This is a genomic window from Agrobacterium genomosp. 2 str. CFBP 5494 (assembly GCF_900013495.1).
GTDB classification, from domain to species: Bacteria; Pseudomonadota; Alphaproteobacteria; order Rhizobiales; family Rhizobiaceae; genus Agrobacterium; species Agrobacterium pusense.
The window spans coordinates 275,560-294,031 of the sequence record NZ_LT009718.1 but is presented as its reverse complement, the minus strand read 5'-3'; the positions used below and the strand labels follow the sequence as shown (position 1 = coordinate 294,031).

Below are 18,472 nucleotides of genomic sequence, written 5' to 3'. Positions count from 1 at the left end.
CGATTTCCATAGGCACTGACCGCGAGTAAACGGCCATGACAAAAATTACTGATCTGCGTGTTTTCGACCTGCGTTTCCCCACATCCCAGAGCCTGGACGGCTCCGATGCCATGAACCCCGACCCGGATTATTCGGCGGCTTATGTCATTCTCGACACGGATGAGCCGGGTCTTAAAGGCCACGGCCTGACCTTCACCATCGGCCGGGGCAACGATATTTGCTGCATGGCCATCGAAGCGATGCGTCACCTCGTCGTCGGCACCGATCTTGCCACGGTCACTGAGAACCCCGGCAAATATTGGCGGCATCTGACCAGCGACAGCCAGCTGCGCTGGATCGGCCCCGACAAGGGTGCGATGCATCTCGCCACCGGCGCCGTTGTCAACGCGGTGTGGGATTTGCTGGCCAAGAAAGCCGGCAAGCCGGTGTGGCAGCTGGTGGCTGATATGAGCGCCGAAGAAATCGCCGATATCGTTGATTACCGTTATCTCACTGACGTGCTGACCCGGGACGAGGCGCTCGCAATTCTCAAGAAAGCCGAAAGCGGCAAAAAGGAACGCATCGAGACGCTGAAGAGCGAAGGTTACGCCTGCTATACGACTTCCGCAGGCTGGCTCGGTTATGACGACGCCAAGCTGCGCCGTCTTTGCCAGGAAGCCATCGATGCCGGTTTCAACCATGTGAAGATGAAGGTTGGACGTGATCTGGAGGATGACATTCGCCGTCTCACCATTGCCCGCGAAGTGATCGGCCCAGACCGTTATCTGATGATCGATGCCAATCAGGTGTGGGAAGTGGACCAGGCAATCGAGTGGGTGAATAAGCTCGCCTTTTCCAAGCCCTTCTTCATCGAAGAACCGACCAGCCCGGATGATGTCGCCGGCCATCGCAAGATTCGCGCAGCCATTGGTTCCGTGAAGGTGGCGACGGGCGAAATGTGCCAGAACCGCATCATGTTCAAGCAGTTCATCGCTGAAGGCGCGATCGATGTGGTGCAGATCGACAGCTGCCGTATGGGTGGCCTCAACGAAGTGCTGGCGGTGCTGTTGATTGCCGCCAAATACAATCTGCCGGTCTGGCCGCATGCCGGCGGCGTCGGGCTTTGCGAATATGTGCAGCACCTGTCGATGATCGACTATCTGGTGGTTTCAGGCACCAAGGAAGGTCGCGTCATCGAATATGTGGATCACCTACACGAGCATTTCATCGAGCCCTGCGATATCAGAAACGCCGCTTATATGCCGCCGAAACTGCCGGGTTTCTCCATCGAAATGAAGCCGGAGTCGATTGAAACCTACACTTTCGAGGGATGATGGAAAGAGAGCAGCGCCGCTTGAAGGCGCTGCCACTCAGCGTCGTTACCCGGAAGGCCGAAACGGATGTCGTGCGGCCTTTCATCGAAAATGCGCACGAGTATTCCGAGACGGCCGAGATGATCGAACAGGGCCTTGGAACGCTCGTCCCGCACCAGTGTGAACAGAGGCGTGCCGCCAACCCCGTTCAGCCCCGCTTTTTCCAAAAGGCAATTCATGCGCCGTGCTTCATCCGCGAGACGCAGCCGCATCGCAGATTGCCACGTTCCATCCGCCAGGGCTTCCGTTGCAATGTGCAGCGCCGGGCCGGAAACCGCCCATGGGCCGAGCCTCGCCTCCAACCCCGCAGCGATATCAGGGTGCGCAATTGCAAAACCAAGCCGGATTCCCGCCAGGCCATAAAATTTGCCGAAGGAACGAAGGACGACTAGAGCATGCCGATCAACGCTATCCGCAAGGCTCTCGGCGCCTCCTGTTTCGATGAAGGCTTCATCCACCACCAGCAGGCCGCCGTTTCGATGCATTGAATCGGCGAGCCGCAAAAGAGTTTCGCGATCGATGATACGTCCGTCGGGGTTGTTGGGATTGACCACCACCACGTAGTCGTGAGCGATCAGGTCGCTGATATGCTCCACTTCCATCATGGTCAGCCCGGCCATGCGTGCGGTGCGGGCATGTTCCGCGTAGGCAGGTGACAGCACCGCGCCGCTCTTGGCGCCCCGGGCAAGTGCGGTTTGAGCCAGCAGCGGCATGAGCATCTGGGTGCCGGGCGATAGCGTGACATGTCGGGCGGAGGGTGCGCCGAAATGGAGTGCGGCCAGCCGTTTCAGATAGTCGGCCGTCTCGGGCTCCGGCAGGCGAGCGAATGCGCTGGCGGGAATGGCAGAATACGGATAGGGATGCGGGTTGATTCCGGTCGAAAGGTCGATCCACGGTTCAGACGCGTCTGGAAACATCAGGCGCGCTCTGCCGAGATTGCCGCCGTGGCGGATCGCAGCCTGTGCCATTTCTGATATTGTCTCGCCCATGTTCCTCGCTCTCGCTTTCCTGTCGCTCGTGATCGAACGCCTGACCGGTTATCCGGACTGGCTGTTCAAACATATCGGCCATCCTGTCACCTGGGTCGGTTCGCTTATCGCGCTGCTGGACCAAAAATGGAACCGGGGCAGCGCGTCATTTTCACGGCGCAAGGCCGCGGGTGTTGTGGCGCTGGTTGTTTTTGTCGGGCTGACGGTGATCCTTGCATGGTTTGCGCAATCTGTTCTGCTTTTCCTGCCCTTCGGACTTCTGGCGGTCGCCATCCTCGGTGCTTCGCTTCCGGCACAGAAAAGTCTGGAGCAGCATGTGGAGGCGGTTGCGACTGCGCTGGAGCGTGAAGGAGTTGAGGGTGGCCGCAAGGCTGTCTCGATGATCGTCGGCCGCGACCCGCAAAAGCTGGATGAGGCGGCGATCTGCCGGGCGGCGATCGAAAGTCTCGCCGAGAACTTTTCCGATGGCATCGTCGCCCCTGCCGTCTGGATGGGGCTTCTGGGCCTGCCAGGTGGCGCGGCTTATAAGGCGGTCAATACGGCCGACAGCATGATCGGTCATCGTTCGCCTCGCCATGAAGCGTTCGGCTGGGCTTCGGCCCGGCTTGACGATCTCATCAATCTGCCCGCTTCGAGATTGAGCGGCAGCCTGTTTGTCGTCGCCGCATTTTTTGTCGAGGGCGCGTCGCCAAAAGCGGCCATTGCCGCGATCCGTCGCGATGCGCGCCACCACCGCTCTCCCAATGCAGGCTGGCCGGAGGCGGCGCTGGCCGGCGCGCTGGGTTTTGCGCTTGCCGGACCGCGTTCTTACGGCGGACAGATGATCGAAGCGCGTTTCATGGGGGACGGCGGAAGGTCTGCGCTGGTCGCCGGCGATATTCGCACGGCGTTGCGGCTGGCACGGATTGCGGACCTGTTGCTGATCGGCCTATTCGGACTTCTGGCGATCCTTATCGCGCTATAGCCAGCAGACCGTCGAGATCGAGGTGCTGTTCCATATGCGCAGCCAGACGGTCGAGAACCGCATCCACCTGCGCATCATAGTTCAGGTCGGTGCCGCACCCGCCGAGACGCTCCAACCATGCGCCGCGCTGGCTATCATGAGCAAAAAGGCCGTGAATATAGGTGCCGAAGACACGGCCGTCGGGTGAGATGCATCCATCGTAATGCCCGTCGATCGTCGAAAACACCAGATTGCCTGCTGCTCCCGTGGTTTTCCCCACATGCATTTCGTAGCCGGATAAACCAACACCTTCAAAGCTCACGCCTTGAACGGAAACGAGTCGCTTGTCACCCGTCAAAACCGTGTCGACATCAAGCAGGCCGAGCCCGTCCACAGTCGCAGGTGATCCCTCGATACCGTCAGGATCCGCAACGGTTTTTCCGAGCATCTGGTAGCCACCGCAAAGGCCGAGAACGTAGCCGCCGCGGCGCACATGCGCCTTTATGTCGATGTCCAGACCCGCATCTTTCAGCACGGCGAGATCGGCAATGGTGGATTTCGAACCGCACAGCAAAACCAGCCGGCAATCGGCGGGAATGGTCTCGCCCGGCCGCACGCGGATCAGTTCCACGTCCGGCTCCATGTCCAGAGGGTCGAGATCATCGAAATTGGAAATGTGCGGCAGGATCGGCACGGCGATGCGGATCTTTGCGCCGGGTTTTCGCTCAGCCGGGCCGGAAAGACCGAGCGCGTCTTCAGCCGGCAGTTTCGTGGCATCGGAGAAATGCGGCAGAAGGCCTATCGAGGACCAGCCTGTCCTTTTCTGAATTATCCGCATGCCGTCCGAAAACAACGCGGGATCACCGCGAAAGCGGTTGACGATGAAACCTTCGATCATCGCCGCATCGTCAGGTTCGAGTACGGCTTTGGTACCGACAAGGCTGGCGATGACGCCGCCGCGGTCAATATCGCCGATGAGGATCACAGGCGCGTCAGCAGCTCTCGCAAACCCCATATTGGCGATATCATTGGCACGCAGATTGATTTCGGATGCGCTGCCCGCCCCCTCCACCAGCACCAGATCGGCCTGTTGTTTCAGGCGGTTGAAGCTATCCAGCACGCGCGGCATCAACCCGGCTTTCAGGTGCTGGTAATCGGCTGCCCTGGCATTGCCGGCGATTTTGCCCTGAACCACCACCTGTGCCCCGGTCTCGCTCTGCGGTTTCAGAAGAACCGGATTCATGTGGACAGAGAGGGGTACGCCAGCGGCCCGCGCCTGCAGCGCCTGTGCTCGGCCGATCTCGCCGCCGTCGGCGGTAACGGCCGCATTATTCGACATGTTCTGTGGTTTGAACGGCATGACGGACAGGCCGCGCCTGACGAAGGCGCGGGCTAGACCGGCCACCATCAGCGATTTGCCGACATCCGAGCCGGTTCCCTGAAACATCAGAACCCGTGCGGCCATGTCAGAATTCTATCCCTGGCTGTGCTTTCACGCCCGCCTTGAAATGATGTTTTACCAGCGTCATCTCCGTCACCATGTCGGCGGCGTCGATCAGCGGTTGCTTGGCATTGCGGCCGGTGACGATGATGTGCAGATCGGGCCGGCGGCTGGCCAGCGTCGTCACGACCTCGTCAAGCGGCAGGTAATCATAACGCAATGCGATATTCAGTTCGTCGAGTATCAGCAGGCCGATCGTCTGGTCAGCCATCAGTGTCACGGCTTCTTCCCACGCCTTCGCGGCAGCGGCAACATCGCGTTTCAGATCCTGCGTATCCCAGGTGAAGCCTTCACCCATGGTACGCCACACCACCTTGTCACCGAACAGAGCCAGCGCCTGCTGTTCGCCGGTCGACCATGCACCCTTGATGAATTGCACGACGCCGACCCTGCGCCCGATGCCGAGCATACGCAACGCAAGGCCGAAGGCGGCCGTGGACTTGCCCTTGCCGGGGCCGGTATTGATCATCAGCAAACCTTTTTCGATGGTCTTTGCCGCGACTTCGGCATCCTGCACCGTCTTGCGGTTGACCATTTTCTGCCGATGGCGCTCGGCTTCGTTGTCGCTGATGTCGCGTGTCATCGCATATTCCTTCTTCACTCCAGCAGCCGGGAACTTATCCCTGCCCTTCGGAGCGGCGACTATACCCAATTTGCCGCACCCGGCAATGCGCGAGCCACAGGGGGGCGGCATTGACCCCAAAGCCCGTTCGGCCTAAGGGTAAGGAACTGACGGTCTTTCCCCGGCAACGGGAAAAGCTAAGAGGGAACACGGTTCCACCCTGAAACGGGTCATTCCGTGGCTGCCCCCGCAACTGTAAGCGGCAAGCCCGCACCGTAAAGCCACTGGACCAGAGAGACGGTTCGGGAAGGCGGTGTCCGGGCGCTCATCGAGCCGCAAGCCAGGAGACCTGCCGCTTCAGGAAAAACGTCTACCGGGCGGGGTGCTCCGGTCAGTCGATGACGTCGAACAGCCGGTCTGTGCCTGTGCGCATACCGTTTTCGATATCCGCACCCCAAAGAATTTGACTTGGCGCGGGAACGATACGGTTTGGATATTTCAGCGACATCTTCATTTGCTGGCGGAAACGCGCAGGATGAAACGGCGTCCGGTGTGGTCGTTTTCGTTTGCCGAAGCTGTCGCGACGAAGCTGATCCCAGCGCCGAGCCACGTGCCGGCTCGCGTCTTGCCGAGGCCGTCACCGCAGGGGCGGAAGCGTCCGGCATCGCGGTCCGTTCCGTCAATTGTCTCGCCAACTGCAAACGTGGCCTCAGTGCCGTGCTGCGCAGCGCCAATGGCTGGTCCTATGTGTTTGGCGGGCTGACACCCGACGATGCAGGGGACCTGCTGACCGGCGCGCGGCTTCTTTCTGCGTCTTCAGATGGCCTGATGCCCTGGCGCGGCCGCCCCGAACCATTAAAGCGCGGCATGGTGGCGCGCATTCCCCCATTCGATTTTACCGAGGAGAGATCATGAACAACCATCTGGACCGCGTTCCCTGCACCATCGTCACAGGTTTTCTAGGGGCGGGAAAAACGACGCTGTTGCGGGGTCTTCTGGAAAAGCTGGACGGCAAGCGGCTCGCAATCATCGTCAATGAATTCGGCGATATCGGTATCGACGGCGAAATCCTGAAAGGCTGCGGCATTGAAAGCTGCCCCGAAGAAAACATCGTCGAACTGGCCAACGGCTGTATCTGCTGCACGGTGGCTGACGATTTCCAGCCCGCGATCGAACAGATTCTCAGCCGCCAGCCGAAGGTGGAGCATATTCTGATCGAGACCTCGGGTCTTGCCCTGCCTAAGCCGCTGGTCCAGGCTTTCCAATGGCCGGCTATCAAGAGCCGCGTGACCGTGGACGCCGTTGTGGCCGTGGTGGATGGCGCCGCCCTTGCTGAAGGAAAGGTCGCGCACGACATGGAGGCGCTCGCTGCTCAGCGGGCTAATGACGAGGCACTTGATCACGATGATCAGGTTGAGGAAGTTTTCGAGGACCAGGTCGCCTGCGCCGATCTCATCGTTCTCACCAAGGCCGATCTCCTTGATGAAGCCGGCCTCGACAAGGCGAAGGCGCATGTACTCGAACATCTGCCGAAGGCGGCGAAGATCGTTGTGGCCTCCAATGGCGCCATCGACCCCGCCGTGCTGATCGGTCTTGGTCTTGCCGTCGAAGAGGATATCGAAAACCGCCGCACCCACCATGACGGTGAACTCGACCATGAACACGACGATTTCGACAGCTTCGTCATCGACCTGCCGGCTGTGGCCGATCCGGAAGCACTGGCGGCGCGCATTGCCGAAACGGCTGCGGCTGAAAACGTCCTGCGCATCAAGGGCTTCGTCGAAGTTTCCGCCAAGCCCATGCGTCTGCAGGTGCAGGCGGTCGGAAGCCGGGTCAATCATTATTACGACCGCCCCTGGGCAGCGGGCGAGCAGCGCCGCAGCCGACTGGTCATTATCGGCGAAAAGGGCATCAATCGCGAAAAGATCGAACAGATGCTGGCCGCCTGACGATGCATATTCTTGCCACCACATCCTCGTCTCTTGACGATCTGATCGAGCCGGTTGACCTCAACCAGCCTCGATCGGATGTGGTGATGCTGTCGTTTTCGACAAGCGATCTTGCCGGGCTTGAGCAGGCGTGGCGACAGGCGGACAGTGTGCTCCCCAGCCTGTCCGCCGCAAACCTCGCCGAGCTTCGCCATCCCATGTCGGTTGACCTGTGGATCGAAAAGACAGCGGAGCATGCCACGGTCATCCTTGTCCGAATCCTCGGTGGAGCGGAACGCTGGCGTTATGGAGTTGATCAGCTTTCCAGCATGGCGCGCCGACGTGGCATAAAGCTTCTGCTTCTGCCCGGCGAATGCAGTGAAAGGGACGAAAAGCTCGAAGCGGCGTCGACCGTGGACACACACATCCTGGCATCCGTCCTTTCCTTTTTCCGCGAAGGTGGAAGAGAGAATATGGGTCGCCTTGCCGGTGGCCTCGCCGCTCTGGCAAGAGATGACGCATGGCCGATGATAGAAGCTGAGCCATTGCCGAAAGCCGGCTTTTATCGGCCGGGGGTGGGGTTTTAGGGCAAATGGAGGCCTGCTCTGGCTTCCCGGCTGCCGCGCCCGTTCTGCCTATTGTCTTTTATCGCTCCATGTTGCTGGCTGCGGATGCAGCGCCGGTGGATGCGCTCTTTCACGCGCTTTGCGAGCGCGGTTTCTCCCCGGTGCCGATTTTTGTCAGCAGCCTGAAGGATGGCGACGCCCTTCGCTTTCTCGAAAAGGCGCTGAGAGATATTCAGCCCGCTGCCATCCTTGCTGCGACGGCCTTTGCCAGTCAGAGCGATGCCGATGGCCATACGCTGTTCGATCGGCTTGGCGTTCCCGTTTTCCAGGTCGCCATGGCGACGACCCGGCGCGACGGCTGGGCGGCGAATGCGCGTGGACTAAACCCGTCCGATCTTGCCATGCATATTGTGCTGCCTGAACTGGATGGCCGGATTTTCGCAGGCGTGATTTCCTTCAAGCAGCCTCGGACCGATGGCGGTATCAGTCTCGTAAACATGCCGGAGGCGGATCGTGTCGAGCAGGTGGCAAGCCGCATCGCGGCCTTCCTGCGTCTGAAAAATACCTCGCCGGAGGAGCGGCGCATTGTCGTTCTGATGCCGGATTATCCGGGTGCAGCCCCGGGGCGAACCGGTTACGCCGTTGGTCTGGATGTGCCGCAAAGCGTGCTCGAAATGCTGCGAGATCTTGCTGATGCCGGCTATTGCGTCGAAGATATTCCTGAAACAGCAAGGGCGCTGCTCGATCGCCTTGAGCAGCAGGAAGCGACGATCGACCTTGCGGACTATCGAGGTTTTCTTTCGGGTTTGCCTGATGATGCCGCGGCCTCCTTGAGTGCGACATGGGGAGCTGCGGAAAGTGATGAAGCTTTTGCCGATGGCGGGTTTCGTTTTCGCGTCGCGCGTTTCGGCCAGGTCTTCGTGGCGCTTGCGCCGGACAGGGGGCGCAATGAGGACCGCCGGGTTGACTATCACGATCCCGCCCTGCCTCCGCGCCACGCGCTTGTTGCCTTCGGCGCATGGATGCAGCGCGTCGCATCCGCCCATGCCATCGTGCATGTGGGCGCGCACGGTACGCTGGAATGGCTGCCGGGCAAGACAGTGGCGCTTTCCCGCAAGTGCTTTCCGGAAATTGTCACTGGTCTGCTGCCGGTGATTTATCCGTTTATCGTTTCCAATCCCGGTGAGGCGGCGGTGGCGAAACGGCGTATTGCAGCCGTCACCATCGGCCATATTCCGCCGGTGCTGGTTAATGCCGGGCTTTCGGCGGAACAACTGGCGCTTGAACAGCTGGTCGACGAATATGCGCAGGCCGATGGGCTCGATCGGCGCCGGCGCGACCGGCTGGCGAAGCTGATCATTGAAAAAGCGCAGGACACCGGGCTTGCAACCGAGGCCGGCGTGAATACGAAGGACGGTGCCGACGCCGCCCTCTCACGCATCGACGCCTTTCTCTGTGATCTCAAGGATTTTGCGATCAAGGACGGCCAACACATTTTCGGCCGATGCGCCGAAGGTGAGGCTGATCCTCTGAGACTTCAAAGCGCCCAGGCCGAGAAGGCGGCCTTGCTTGCCGCACTCGATGGCCGGCACGTTGCTCCCGGTCCTTCCGGCGCACCGGCACGGGGCCGGATCGATGTCCTTCCCACGGGCCGCAATCTTTATGCAGCGGATCCGCGCACGATGCCGACGCCCACCGCTTTTGAACTCGGGCGCATGGCCGGCGAAGAGGTGCTCCGTCATCATCTGCAGAGCCACGGGGATTGGCCGAAACATCTGGTGTTCGATCTCTGGGGAAGTGCCAGTCTTCGCAACGGCGGCGAGGATGTGGCGCAGGCGCTGCACCTGATGGGAGCGCGGCCAATTTACGACGCCGGCACCGGCCGCGTGACCGGCATCGAGGTGCTGCCGCCGGCCAGCCTCGGCCGTCCACGCGTTGATGTGACGTTCCGCATTTCCGGCCTGTTTCGGGATATGTTTCCTGCGCTGATCGCGCTTCTCGATGCTGCCGCCAAGGCCGTGGCGCGGCGTGAAGAAGCGCCGGGCGACAATCCGCTTGCGGAAGAGGCGGCTCTGCTCGGTCATATACCACCGCGGATTTTCGGCTCTGCGCCCGGCACCTATGGTGCCGGTATTGAGGAGAAGCTCGCCAGCGGCAAATGGGACGAACGCGAGGAGCTGGGTAAAGCCTACTTAGATGCGGCAAGTCACGCATTCGGGGGTGCGGACGGGCTGGAGATTTTCGAGGATGCCGGATTTGCGCAGGCGGTGCGCCGGGCTGATCTTCTGGTTCACACCGGCGATGATCCCGGCCGCGATCTTCTGGACGGTTCTTCCGATGTCGCTTTCATTGGCGGCTTTTCCGCTGCCAAGGCTGCACTTGGAGGCGTTGCCGATATCGTGGCGCTGGATACGACCGATCCGGCGCGCCCACGGGCAAGATCGATGACACAGGCCCTGACGCGGGTGGTGCGGGCCCGGGCCGTCAATCCGCGCTTCATCGAAGGCCAGATGCGACATGGTCCACGCGGTGCGGCGGAGTTTGCCGAGGCGGTGGACCGGCTGGTCGGCTTTGCCGAAACCACCAATGCGGTGTCGTCATCGTTGATCGAAGCCCTTTACGATGCCTATTTCGGCAATGAAGCGGTGCGCGATTTCATCCTGCGCGAAAACCCGAAGGCAGCGCGGGTGATGGCGGAACGTTTCTTGTCCGCCCGCCGCCGCGGCCTGTGGCACAGTCGCCGAAACGCGGTGGATGCGGAGCTTGAAATGCTGCTTTTGCCCCGTCCGGAAAGGGTCGGCGCGTGATGACGGCCTTATTCAATCCCGTTCAGCCAGTCAGCCGCCGCGGCGCATGCCCGGCTCTCTCTGCACCCATGCCCACCGGCGATGGTCTCCTGTCACGGATCGCATTCGAAGCGGATATCACGCCCCTTGAGATGAAGAGGCTTTGCGATCTTTCGGATTTCCATGGCAATGGCTTGATGGACATTACCGCCCGGGGCAGCCTGCAATTTCGCGGTCTGTCGCCCGAGAGCGCGCGCTTTCTGGAAAAAGAGGTTCTGGCGCTTGGTCTACCGCTTCGCGATGGGCTGGCGGTTGAGGTGTCGCCCTTATCCGGTCGTGACGAGACGGAAATTGCCGATGGCCGTTCTCTTGCAGACGAGATTCGCCGGGAGGCAAAAGCGCCGGGACTTGCTGAAAAACTCGCCGCCAAAATGTCTGTGGTGATCGACGGTGGCGGATATGTTTCCATGGGAGATTTGCTCGCTGACATCCGCCTGAAAGCACAGCGTCTGGAAGGGCAGGTCTTCTGGCGCCTGTTTGTGGGCGGTCCGGAAAGCAGCTCAGTGGATGCGGGGCTGGTTGGCGCCGGCGCCGCAGCTGGTGTCGTCCTTGAATTGCTCGCGCTTCTGGCAAAAAAAGGTCCGCTCGCCCGCGGTCGCGATCTGGATCGGAAGATGATTGAAGCGATCTGTGGTGATCATCTGGTGGATCTGGCCGGAAGCGAGGCATCCCGGTCCCTCGTGCCTTTGGGTTTGATGGCCGCAGGCGGGGCCGGTTTTGCTGCAGGCGTCGCGCCTGCCTTCAGTCAGATCAAAGCCGCTGATATAGCGCGTCTCTGCGAAGCGGCCGCCGTGCTCGGTATTCAGTCTCTTCGGCCAGCGATAAATCATAGCCTGCTGTTTTTCGGTTCCCAGCGCGCGTGCGGCGCACTGCTTGCGAGTGCCGGAACATCGGGTTTCGTCACGGCTGCCGGCGACGGGCGATCTTCCATAGCAGTCTGTCCCGGCGCTCCCGGTTGCGCGTCGGCCTTTTATCCTACTCACGAACTGGCTTCCTTTGCGGCAGGCGCTTGCGCCCCGCTGCTCGACGGTTCCGTGACCCTGCATATTTCCGGATGTGGCAAAGGCTGCGCCCATCCCGCGCCGTCGCTTCTGACCTTTTCAGGTTCCGATAATGGCATGGCTTTTTCGATTTTTGGCCGCGCCGGCGATTTTCCGGACGGCATTTTACCCTTTGCACAACAAAGAGCGGCGCTTTCGCGGCTTGCCCGTCTTTATGAAAAAGAACATAAGCCCGGGGAAAACGCCGCTGGCCTGTTTGCCCGTCTGGGCAGGCAGGCAATTGTCGCGGCGCTTCGACAGGATGACCGATGACCGACTATGACTATATTCGCGATGGCAATGCGATCTATGAGCGCTCCTTCGCCATAATACGCGAGGAAGCGGATTTGTCCGCTTTTGCCGAAGATCAGGCGGACATCGCCATTCGCATGATTCATGCCTGCGGGCTGGTTGAGGCCGCCGCCCATTTCCGTTTCTCCCCGGATTTTGTCTCTGCCGCGCGTGGCGCACTCCTTGCGGGCAAGCCCATCCTTTGCGATGCGGAAATGGTCGCCCATGGTGTGACGCGCGCGCGCCTGCCAGCCGCCAATGCGGTCATCTGCACACTTCGTGATCCGCGCACGCCCGACATTGCGAGGTCCATCGGCAATACACGTTCGGCCGCCGCGCTTGATCTCTGGGCGGAGCACATGAACGGTGCTCTGGTGGCGATCGGCAACGCGCCAACAGCCCTGTTCTATCTTCTGGAGATGCTCGAAAAGGGCGCGCCTCGCCCCGCCGCCATCATCGGCATGCCGGTCGGTTTCGTCGGCGCAGCGGAATCGAAGGATGCGTTGGAAGTCAGTACGCTCGGCATTCCCTACGCCATCGTCAAGGGACGCATGGGCGGCTCGGCCATGACGGCTGCCGCCGTCAACGCGGTTGCGAGGGCGGGCCTGTGAGCGCGGCTCTTTTTGAACATCGTAAGGGGAAACTCGTCGGCGTCGGCACCGGTCCCGGCGATCCTGAACTGCTGACGCTGAAAGCGGTGCGTGCCATCGAGGCAGCCGACGTTCTGGCTTTCTTCTGCAAAAAGGGCAGTAGCGGCAACGGCCGTGGTATCGTCGAGGCCTTTATCCGTCCGGGCACGCTTGAAATGCCGTTGGTTTACCCCGTCACGGTCGAAAGCGACAAGAACGGTGAGGATTATCGCGATGCGATCGCCCGATTTTTCGATCAGTCGGCGAAGGACATTGCAGCACATCTCGAAGCCGGCAGGAATGTTGCCGTGCTCTCAGAAGGCGATCCGCTGTTCTATGGCTCCTATATGCATCTGCATCTGCGGCTTGCGCCGTCCTATCAGGCGGAAGTCGTAGCCGGCATCACCGCCATGTCCGGCTGTTGGTCCATGGCTGGGCTGCCGCTGGTGCAGGGAGACGATATTCTGAGCGTGCTTCCTGGAACGCTTGCAGAAGATGTTCTTTCTGACCGTCTTTCCGGCACGGACGGGGCGGTCATCATGAAAGTCGGGCGCAACCTGCCCAAAATCCGCCGTGCACTGGAAAAGGCCGGCAAGCTCGAGCAGGCGCTTTATGTCGAGCGCGGCACCATGGCCAACAGCCATGCAGTGCGGCTCATCGAGCGGGATGCTTCGCCTGCACCCTACTTTTCGCTGGTTCTTGTACCTGGCTGGAAAACGAGGCCCGGCCCGGGTGAAGCACCATGACCGGCAAGCTCGTCGTCGTCGGACTGGGACCCGGTAATGCTGCACAGATGACGCCGGAGGCGCTTGCGGCTGTCGCTGCATCCGACGATTTTTTTGGCTATATTCCTTATCTCGACCGGCTCTCGCTTGGTCCCCACCAGCGCCGCCATGCCTCCGACAATCGCGAGGAGATCTCCCGCGCTGAACAGGCTCTTCGGCTTGCGGCCGAAGGCGGCAGGGTCTGCGTGGTTTCCGGTGGTGATCCCGGTGTTTTCGCCATGGCGGCGGCCATCTGCGAGGCAATCGAAAACGGTCCATCCGAGTGGCGCGACATCGATGTTTCCGTCGTGCCGGGCGTGACGGCGATGCTGGCGGTGGCGGCAAGAGCGGGTGCGCCGCTCGGGCATGATTTTTGCGCCATTTCACTGTCGGACAATCTCAAACCATGGGGAATCATCGAGAAACGACTGATCGCAGCGGCGCAGGCGGGTTTCGTGATGGCCTTCTATAATCCTGTCAGCAAGGCGCGGCCGCATCAGCTCGGCACGGCGTTTGACCTGTTGCGGGTGCATCTGCCCGGATCGGTGCCGGTAATCTTCGGCAGGGCGGCAGGCCGCCTGGATGAGCGCATACGGGTCGTGCCGCTATCGGAGGCGTCGAGCGACATGGCAGACATGGCGACCTGTGTCATTGTCGGTTCGGAAGAAACGCGTTTGATCGAACGTCCCGGAAAAGAACCGATCGTTTATTCGCCTCGTTTTTCGAAAAGAGAAAACTGATGGTGGATGGCGGTGAGCGCAGTCGCTATATCCGGCACCGTTACGCTTGTGGCGGCCGTGTCGTGCGACTGCCTCGGCCGCTCGATCATGATAACCGGCAGATGGAGTTGTCTGGCCGCTTCGATCTTGCCGTAACTTGCTGCGCCACCCGAGTTCTTCGATATCACGACCTCAATGCGGTTTTCTTCCAGCATACGGATTTCGTCCTCCGTTGCGAAAGGACCGCGTGCAGTGATGTAACGCGCATCCGGCAACTTCAGCGGCGGTTCCACGGGATCGACGCTGCGGATGAGATAGTTGTGCTGGGGCGCGGCCTCAAAAGGAAGAAGCTCCTGTCGACCGAGCGCCAGAAATACGCATCTGCCTTGGCCGCTAAGCGCGACGACCGCCTGATCGATGCTCTCGACACTTTGCCAGTTATCGCCCGGCTGACGCTGCCAGGCGGGACGCGAAAGCCTGATGAGCGGAACGCCGGCGCGCTTCGACGCCTCCACGGCATTGGCGGAAATTCTGGCGGCATAGGGATGGGTCGCATCCACCAGAATATCGAAATTCCCGGCGCGGATGAAATCCGTCAGCCCCGCCGCACCGCCGAAGCCGCCACTGCGCATGGGTACGGGCTGTTCCACCGGGGAGATCGTGCGCCCCGCCATGGAGAGCAGGATACGATAGCTGGAATCTTCGCCCAGCCGGCCGGCCAGGAGGCGGGCATCGGTCGTGCCGCCAAGAATGAGTATGGAGGGTGTCATGACCTCTGAATATTCCGGAACGGGCAAGGCTTCCACCGAAAAGGAAGCAACGCGCTGGCTTTCCATCGTCGGCATCGGCGAGGACGGGCTTGACGGGCTCGGTAAAAATGCGCTGCGGGCAATCGAGGCCGCCGAAATTGTCTTTGGCGGCAAACGTCATCTGGACCTGGCAGCTGCGGCCATTCAGGGCGAGGCGCGGGCCTGGCCCGTGCCATTCGACGTGGAGATGAGGGACGTTCTGGCGCTGCGCGGCAGGAGGGTTTGCGTGCTGGCATCCGGTGATCCATTCTTCTACGGTGTGGGCGTCACGCTTCTGAGAAACGTCCCTGTCCGAGAGGTTGCATCGTATCCTTCGCCTTCGGCCTTTTCTCTCGCGGCTTCCCGGCTCGGCTGGCCGCTGCAATCGGTCGAGTGCGTTTCGCTGCACGGCCGACCCATCGACCTTTTGCGGCCGCATCTCCATCCCGGCACCCGCATCATAGCGCTGACGTCGGACGAGCGTGACCCGGCTTTGATCGCAAAATTGCTGTCTGCCTCCGGTTTCGGCCGGTCGGAATTCACTCTGCTCGAGGCTTTGGGAGGAGAACGGGAAAGATCGCACCGCGTTCCGGCGAGCGATTTCGCCGTTGAGGACGTCAATGCGCTGAATGTCGTGGCAATTGACGTTGTTGCGGATCAAGGCGCACGTATCCTGCCCTTTGCGCACGGACTTGACGATGGCCTGTTCGAACATGACGGGCAGATCACCAAACGCGAAATCCGGGCTGTGACCCTGTCCTCGCTGGCGCCACGCCGCGGCGAACTGCTGTGGGATATCGGTGCGGGTTCCGGCTCGATCGGCATTGAATGGATGCTGTCGCACCCTTCGCTCCGCGCCATTGCCATAGAGCAGCACCCGGCAAGGGCGGAACGCATAACGTTTAATGCCGACGTCTGCGGTGTTCCCGGGCTTGAGGTCATGATCGGTTCCGCTCCCGACGCTTTTGAAGGGTTACCCCGTCCGGACGCAATCTTCATTGGCGGCGGCGGCAGTGAGGCGGGTGTATTCGATGGGGCCGTGGAGGCATTGAAATCCGGGGGGCGTCTGGTCGCCAATGCCGTGACGTTGGAAATGGAGGCAGTTCTGCTGGCCGCGCATGCGAGGCTCGGCGGTTCGATTGTAAGGCTGGATGTGTCGCGGGCGGCGGCTGTCGGTTCAATGTCGGGGTGGCGTCCGGCCATGCCGGTGACCCAGTGGAGCTGGGTGAAGCCATGGTGATCGTGGCTGGCATAGGCTGCCGCAAGGGAGCGACGGCGGGGATGATCATCGCTGCCTTGCGCGCTGCCGAGCAGGATTTTGGCGTCAAGGCCGACCGTCTGGCAACTGCGCCACTTAAATCGCGGGAAGCCGGCCTTGCGGAAGCGGCGAAAACCCTTTCCCTGTCGCTCGAAATCGTCGCGCAGCACCGGCTTGACGCGGTTATCTCGAAAACGCTGACGTTTTCACGCGCAAGTTTCGAGCGGTCCGGTTTGCCGAGCGTGAGCGAAACCGCGGCGCTTGCGGCAGCGGGAGAGAATGCAAGACTGGTCGCGCCGCGGCTCGTACACGGCGATGTGACGGTGGCCATCGCAACCGCTGACGGTGCCGCCCCAGAGGATGGCGGCTGCGCGATCGAACATGGAGAACACGAATGACGGTTCATTTCATCGGTGCCGGTCCGGGCGCCGCCGATCTCATTACGGTGCGCGGGCGCGATCTTATCGCGGCGTGCCCGGTCTGCCTTTATGCCGGCTCGCTGGTTCCGAAGGCGCTGATCGACTATTGCCCGCCGGGCGCGCGTATTGTCGATACGGCCGCACTTTCGCTGGATGAGATCGAGGCGGAATTCATCGCGGCAGCAAGGGAAGGCAAGGACGTTGCACGGTTGCACTCCGGCGACCTTTCCGTCTGGAGCGCAATGGGCGAACAGATCCGCCGGCTGGAGCAGCTGGGGCTCGATTACAGCGTGACGCCCGGGGTTCCTTCCTTCGCCGCCGCCGCGGCAGCCTTGCAACGCGAACTGACGGTGCCGGAAGTGGCGCAGAGCCTTGTGCTGACGCGGATTTCCGGGCGTGCATCGAAGATGCCCGATGGTGAGACGCTGCAGGCTTTCGGCGCGACGGGCGCGACGCTTGCCATCCATCTTGCCATTCATGCCATCGGCAGGGTCGTGGAAGAATTGACGCCGCTTTATGGTTCCGATTGCCCCGTCGCCATTGTCGTGCGGGCGTCCTGGCCGGATGAGCGGGTCATTCGCGGTAGCCTGTTCGATATCGAAGGCAAGCTTGCGGCCGAGCCTGTCGAGCGCACGGCGCTGATCTTTGTCGGCCGTGGTTTGGCCTCGACGGATTTTCGTGAAAGCGCACTCTACAGTGCAGACTATGTACGCCGCTTCCGGTCTCCAAAGGAGGATGCGGCGGGCTGATGCGACGGGGTGGAGGCGGTGCGTCCCTTCAACGCGCCCTGACGATCGAAAACCAGGATATCCAGTGCTATGGCCGGCGTCCTCAGCGCCGCCGCCGCGGTCACCCAGGCTTTTTCCGCAACGATCGCGCCAAGATCGATAGCGTTGCGATCGGCCAGCTGGAAGGCATGGGCGACGGTGTTGGCGCTGCGAATGGCGTCAGCGAGTTCCCCATCGCCACCTGCCTCCCCTGCCAGCGCCGCCAGCGCATCGAGATCGGCAAGACCTTTTTTGGAGTGCACGTCGAGCATCCCCTGGGCGAGCTTCGTCATCTTGGCGACGCCACCAGCAATCGTTACCCGCTCGACCGGGTGGCTGCGCAGATATTTCAACATCCCGCCGATGAAATCCCCCATGTCGATCAACGCGGTCTCGGGCAGTTCATACAGCGCCTGTCCCGCTTTTTCAGAGGTGTTCCCGGTAGCGCCGAGCACGTGAGTGCAGCCGGTCGCACGCGCCACGTCAATGCCTCGCCAGATGGAGTGGATCCAGGCCGAGCAGGAAAAAGGAATAACGACGCCCGTGGTGCCGAGAATGGAGATACCCCCGAGAATGCCGAGTCTGCCGTTGAGGGTTTTTTCCGCAAGTTTCTCGCCGTCCCGAACGGAAATTTCAACTTCGAAATCAGTCTCCGCACCAGCCACCTCGTGAATGGCGGTTTCGATCATCTTGCGTGGCACGGGATTGATGGCGGGTTCTCCTGGCGGCAGGGGCAGTCCGGGCCGCGTGACGGTGCCGACGCCCGTGCCGGCCTTGAAGGTGATACCGCTTCCCGGCTGACCGCGCCGCACCGTGCTTTCGATCAGTGCGCCGTGGGTAACATCAGGGTCATCGCCCGCATCCTTGATGACACCTGCGCGGGCGAAGTTTTCACCCTTTTCCTCGGTCGCGAGGGAAAATGCGGGCCTCGCGCCGCTTGGAAGTTCGACCTCGACAGGGTAAGGAAACTCGCCGGTCAGAAGGGCGGCGCAGGCCGCCTTCGTGGCGGCTGCCGCGCAGGTGCCCGTGGTCCAGCCGCGGCGAAGGGTCTTTCCATCCGTTTCCATATGAATTCCTATAGCCGGGACGGCTTTTTCCGTCATCGTTAAA

General features: G+C 61.3%; 16 protein-coding genes, 1 pseudogene and 1 riboswitch. Of the genes and pseudogenes, 12 read left to right on the top strand and 5 right to left on the bottom strand.

Annotated features, from left to right (window positions below; translation table 11 throughout):
- Positions 1–35 precede the first annotated feature (35 nt).
- Positions 36–1,313 carry an L-fuconate dehydratase gene (locus AGR2A_RS01315; protein WP_006700268.1) on the top strand — a complete coding sequence of 426 codons (1,278 nt, stop codon included), beginning with the start codon at positions 36–38 and terminating at the stop codon, positions 1,311–1,313.
- Here AGR2A_RS01315 and cobD read toward each other — a convergent pair.
- Positions 1,295–2,341: a threonine-phosphate decarboxylase CobD gene (cobD, locus tag AGR2A_RS01310; RefSeq protein WP_072495205.1), complete on the bottom strand. Its 1,047-nt coding sequence runs from the start codon at positions 2,339–2,341 to the stop codon at positions 1,295–1,297. The two genes, AGR2A_RS01315 and cobD, sit on opposite strands and share 19 nt — an antisense overlap.
- On the opposite strand from cobD, the gene cbiB reads away from it, so the two are divergent.
- The gene (gene cbiB / locus AGR2A_RS01305) at positions 2,340–3,305 is read left to right on the top strand and encodes an adenosylcobinamide-phosphate synthase CbiB (protein WP_072495204.1); all 966 of its coding nucleotides are present in this window, start codon (positions 2,340–2,342) and stop codon (positions 3,303–3,305) included. The two genes, cobD and cbiB, sit on opposite strands and share 2 nt — an antisense overlap.
- Here cbiB and AGR2A_RS01300 read toward each other — a convergent pair.
- Both AGR2A_RS01300 and cobO read right to left on the bottom strand, forming a co-directional pair.
- Positions 3,292–4,749 (bottom strand): cobyric acid synthase, encoded by a 1,458-nt coding sequence (locus AGR2A_RS01300; protein WP_072495203.1) that lies wholly within the window; start codon positions 4,747–4,749, stop codon positions 3,292–3,294. The two genes, cbiB and AGR2A_RS01300, sit on opposite strands and share 14 nt — an antisense overlap.
- A gap of 1 nt (position 4,750) precedes the next feature.
- Complete coding sequence (gene cobO / locus AGR2A_RS01295; RefSeq protein WP_004444179.1) at positions 4,751–5,368, bottom strand: cob(I)yrinic acid a,c-diamide adenosyltransferase; 618 nt, start codon at positions 5,366–5,368, stop codon at positions 4,751–4,753.
- 133 nt (positions 5,369–5,501) lie between these two features.
- Positions 5,502–5,718, top strand: a riboswitch (cobalamin riboswitch).
- A gap of 118 nt (positions 5,719–5,836) precedes the next feature.
- Here cobO and AGR2A_RS01290 point away from each other — a divergent pair.
- From AGR2A_RS01290 to AGR2A_RS01260, 7 genes and pseudogenes are all read left to right on the top strand, one after another.
- Positions 5,837–6,262, top strand: coding sequence for a DUF1636 family protein (locus AGR2A_RS01290; protein ID WP_072495202.1), 426 nt, complete (start codon positions 5,837–5,839; stop codon positions 6,260–6,262).
- The gene (gene cobW / locus AGR2A_RS01285; protein WP_072495201.1) at positions 6,259–7,296 is read left to right on the top strand and encodes a cobalamin biosynthesis protein CobW; all 1,038 of its coding nucleotides are present in this window, start codon (positions 6,259–6,261) and stop codon (positions 7,294–7,296) included. Before AGR2A_RS01290 ends, cobW begins: the two co-directional genes overlap by 4 nt.
- Before the next feature lie 2 nt (positions 7,297–7,298).
- Positions 7,299–10,648: pseudogene (gene cobN / locus AGR2A_RS01280) on the top strand (cobaltochelatase subunit CobN).
- The gene (gene cobG, locus AGR2A_RS01275) at positions 10,648–12,000 is read left to right on the top strand and encodes a precorrin-3B synthase (protein WP_072495199.1); all 1,353 of its coding nucleotides are present in this window, start codon (positions 10,648–10,650) and stop codon (positions 11,998–12,000) included. Before cobN ends, cobG begins: the two are co-directional and overlap by 1 nt.
- Positions 11,997–12,629, top strand: a complete 633-nt coding sequence (locus tag AGR2A_RS01270) for a precorrin-8X methylmutase (RefSeq protein WP_006700275.1) — start codon at positions 11,997–11,999, stop codon at positions 12,627–12,629. The genes cobG and AGR2A_RS01270 overlap by 4 nt, the downstream gene beginning before the upstream one ends.
- Positions 12,626–13,393, top strand: coding sequence for a precorrin-2 C(20)-methyltransferase (locus AGR2A_RS01265; RefSeq protein WP_072495198.1), 768 nt, complete (start codon positions 12,626–12,628; stop codon positions 13,391–13,393). The genes AGR2A_RS01270 and AGR2A_RS01265 overlap by 4 nt, the downstream gene beginning before the upstream one ends.
- Complete coding sequence (locus AGR2A_RS01260) at positions 13,390–14,151, top strand: precorrin-3B C(17)-methyltransferase (RefSeq protein ID WP_045533471.1); 762 nt, start codon at positions 13,390–13,392, stop codon at positions 14,149–14,151. The genes AGR2A_RS01265 and AGR2A_RS01260 overlap by 4 nt, the downstream gene beginning before the upstream one ends.
- On the opposite strand, the gene AGR2A_RS01255 is transcribed toward AGR2A_RS01260, so the two are convergent.
- Positions 14,118–14,900: a cobalt-precorrin-6A reductase gene (locus AGR2A_RS01255; RefSeq protein WP_072495197.1), complete on the bottom strand. Its 783-nt coding sequence runs from the start codon at positions 14,898–14,900 to the stop codon at positions 14,118–14,120. The genes AGR2A_RS01260 and AGR2A_RS01255 overlap by 34 nt on opposite strands.
- Here AGR2A_RS01255 and cbiE point away from each other — a divergent pair.
- The 3 genes from cbiE to cobM are packed head-to-tail and all read left to right on the top strand — an operon-like array spanning position 14,899 to position 17,344.
- Positions 14,899–16,158 (top strand): precorrin-6y C5,15-methyltransferase (decarboxylating) subunit CbiE, encoded by a 1,260-nt coding sequence (gene cbiE, locus AGR2A_RS01250; protein ID WP_072495196.1) that lies wholly within the window; start codon positions 14,899–14,901, stop codon positions 16,156–16,158. The genes AGR2A_RS01255 and cbiE overlap by 2 nt on opposite strands.
- Entirely contained in the window at positions 16,152–16,574 is a 423-nt protein-coding gene (locus tag AGR2A_RS01245; RefSeq protein WP_004444156.1) for a cobalamin biosynthesis protein, read from the top strand. The genes cbiE and AGR2A_RS01245 overlap by 7 nt, the downstream gene beginning before the upstream one ends.
- Positions 16,571–17,344, top strand: coding sequence for a precorrin-4 C(11)-methyltransferase (gene cobM / locus AGR2A_RS01240; protein WP_004444155.1), 774 nt, complete (start codon positions 16,571–16,573; stop codon positions 17,342–17,344). The genes AGR2A_RS01245 and cobM overlap by 4 nt, the downstream gene beginning before the upstream one ends.
- On the opposite strand, the gene AGR2A_RS01235 is transcribed toward cobM, so the two are convergent.
- On the bottom strand, positions 17,299–18,429 hold the full coding sequence (locus AGR2A_RS01235) for a cobalt-precorrin-5B (C(1))-methyltransferase (RefSeq protein WP_037090092.1): 1,131 nt from the start codon (positions 18,427–18,429) through the stop codon (positions 17,299–17,301). The genes cobM and AGR2A_RS01235 overlap by 46 nt on opposite strands.
- Positions 18,430–18,472 lie beyond the last annotated feature (43 nt).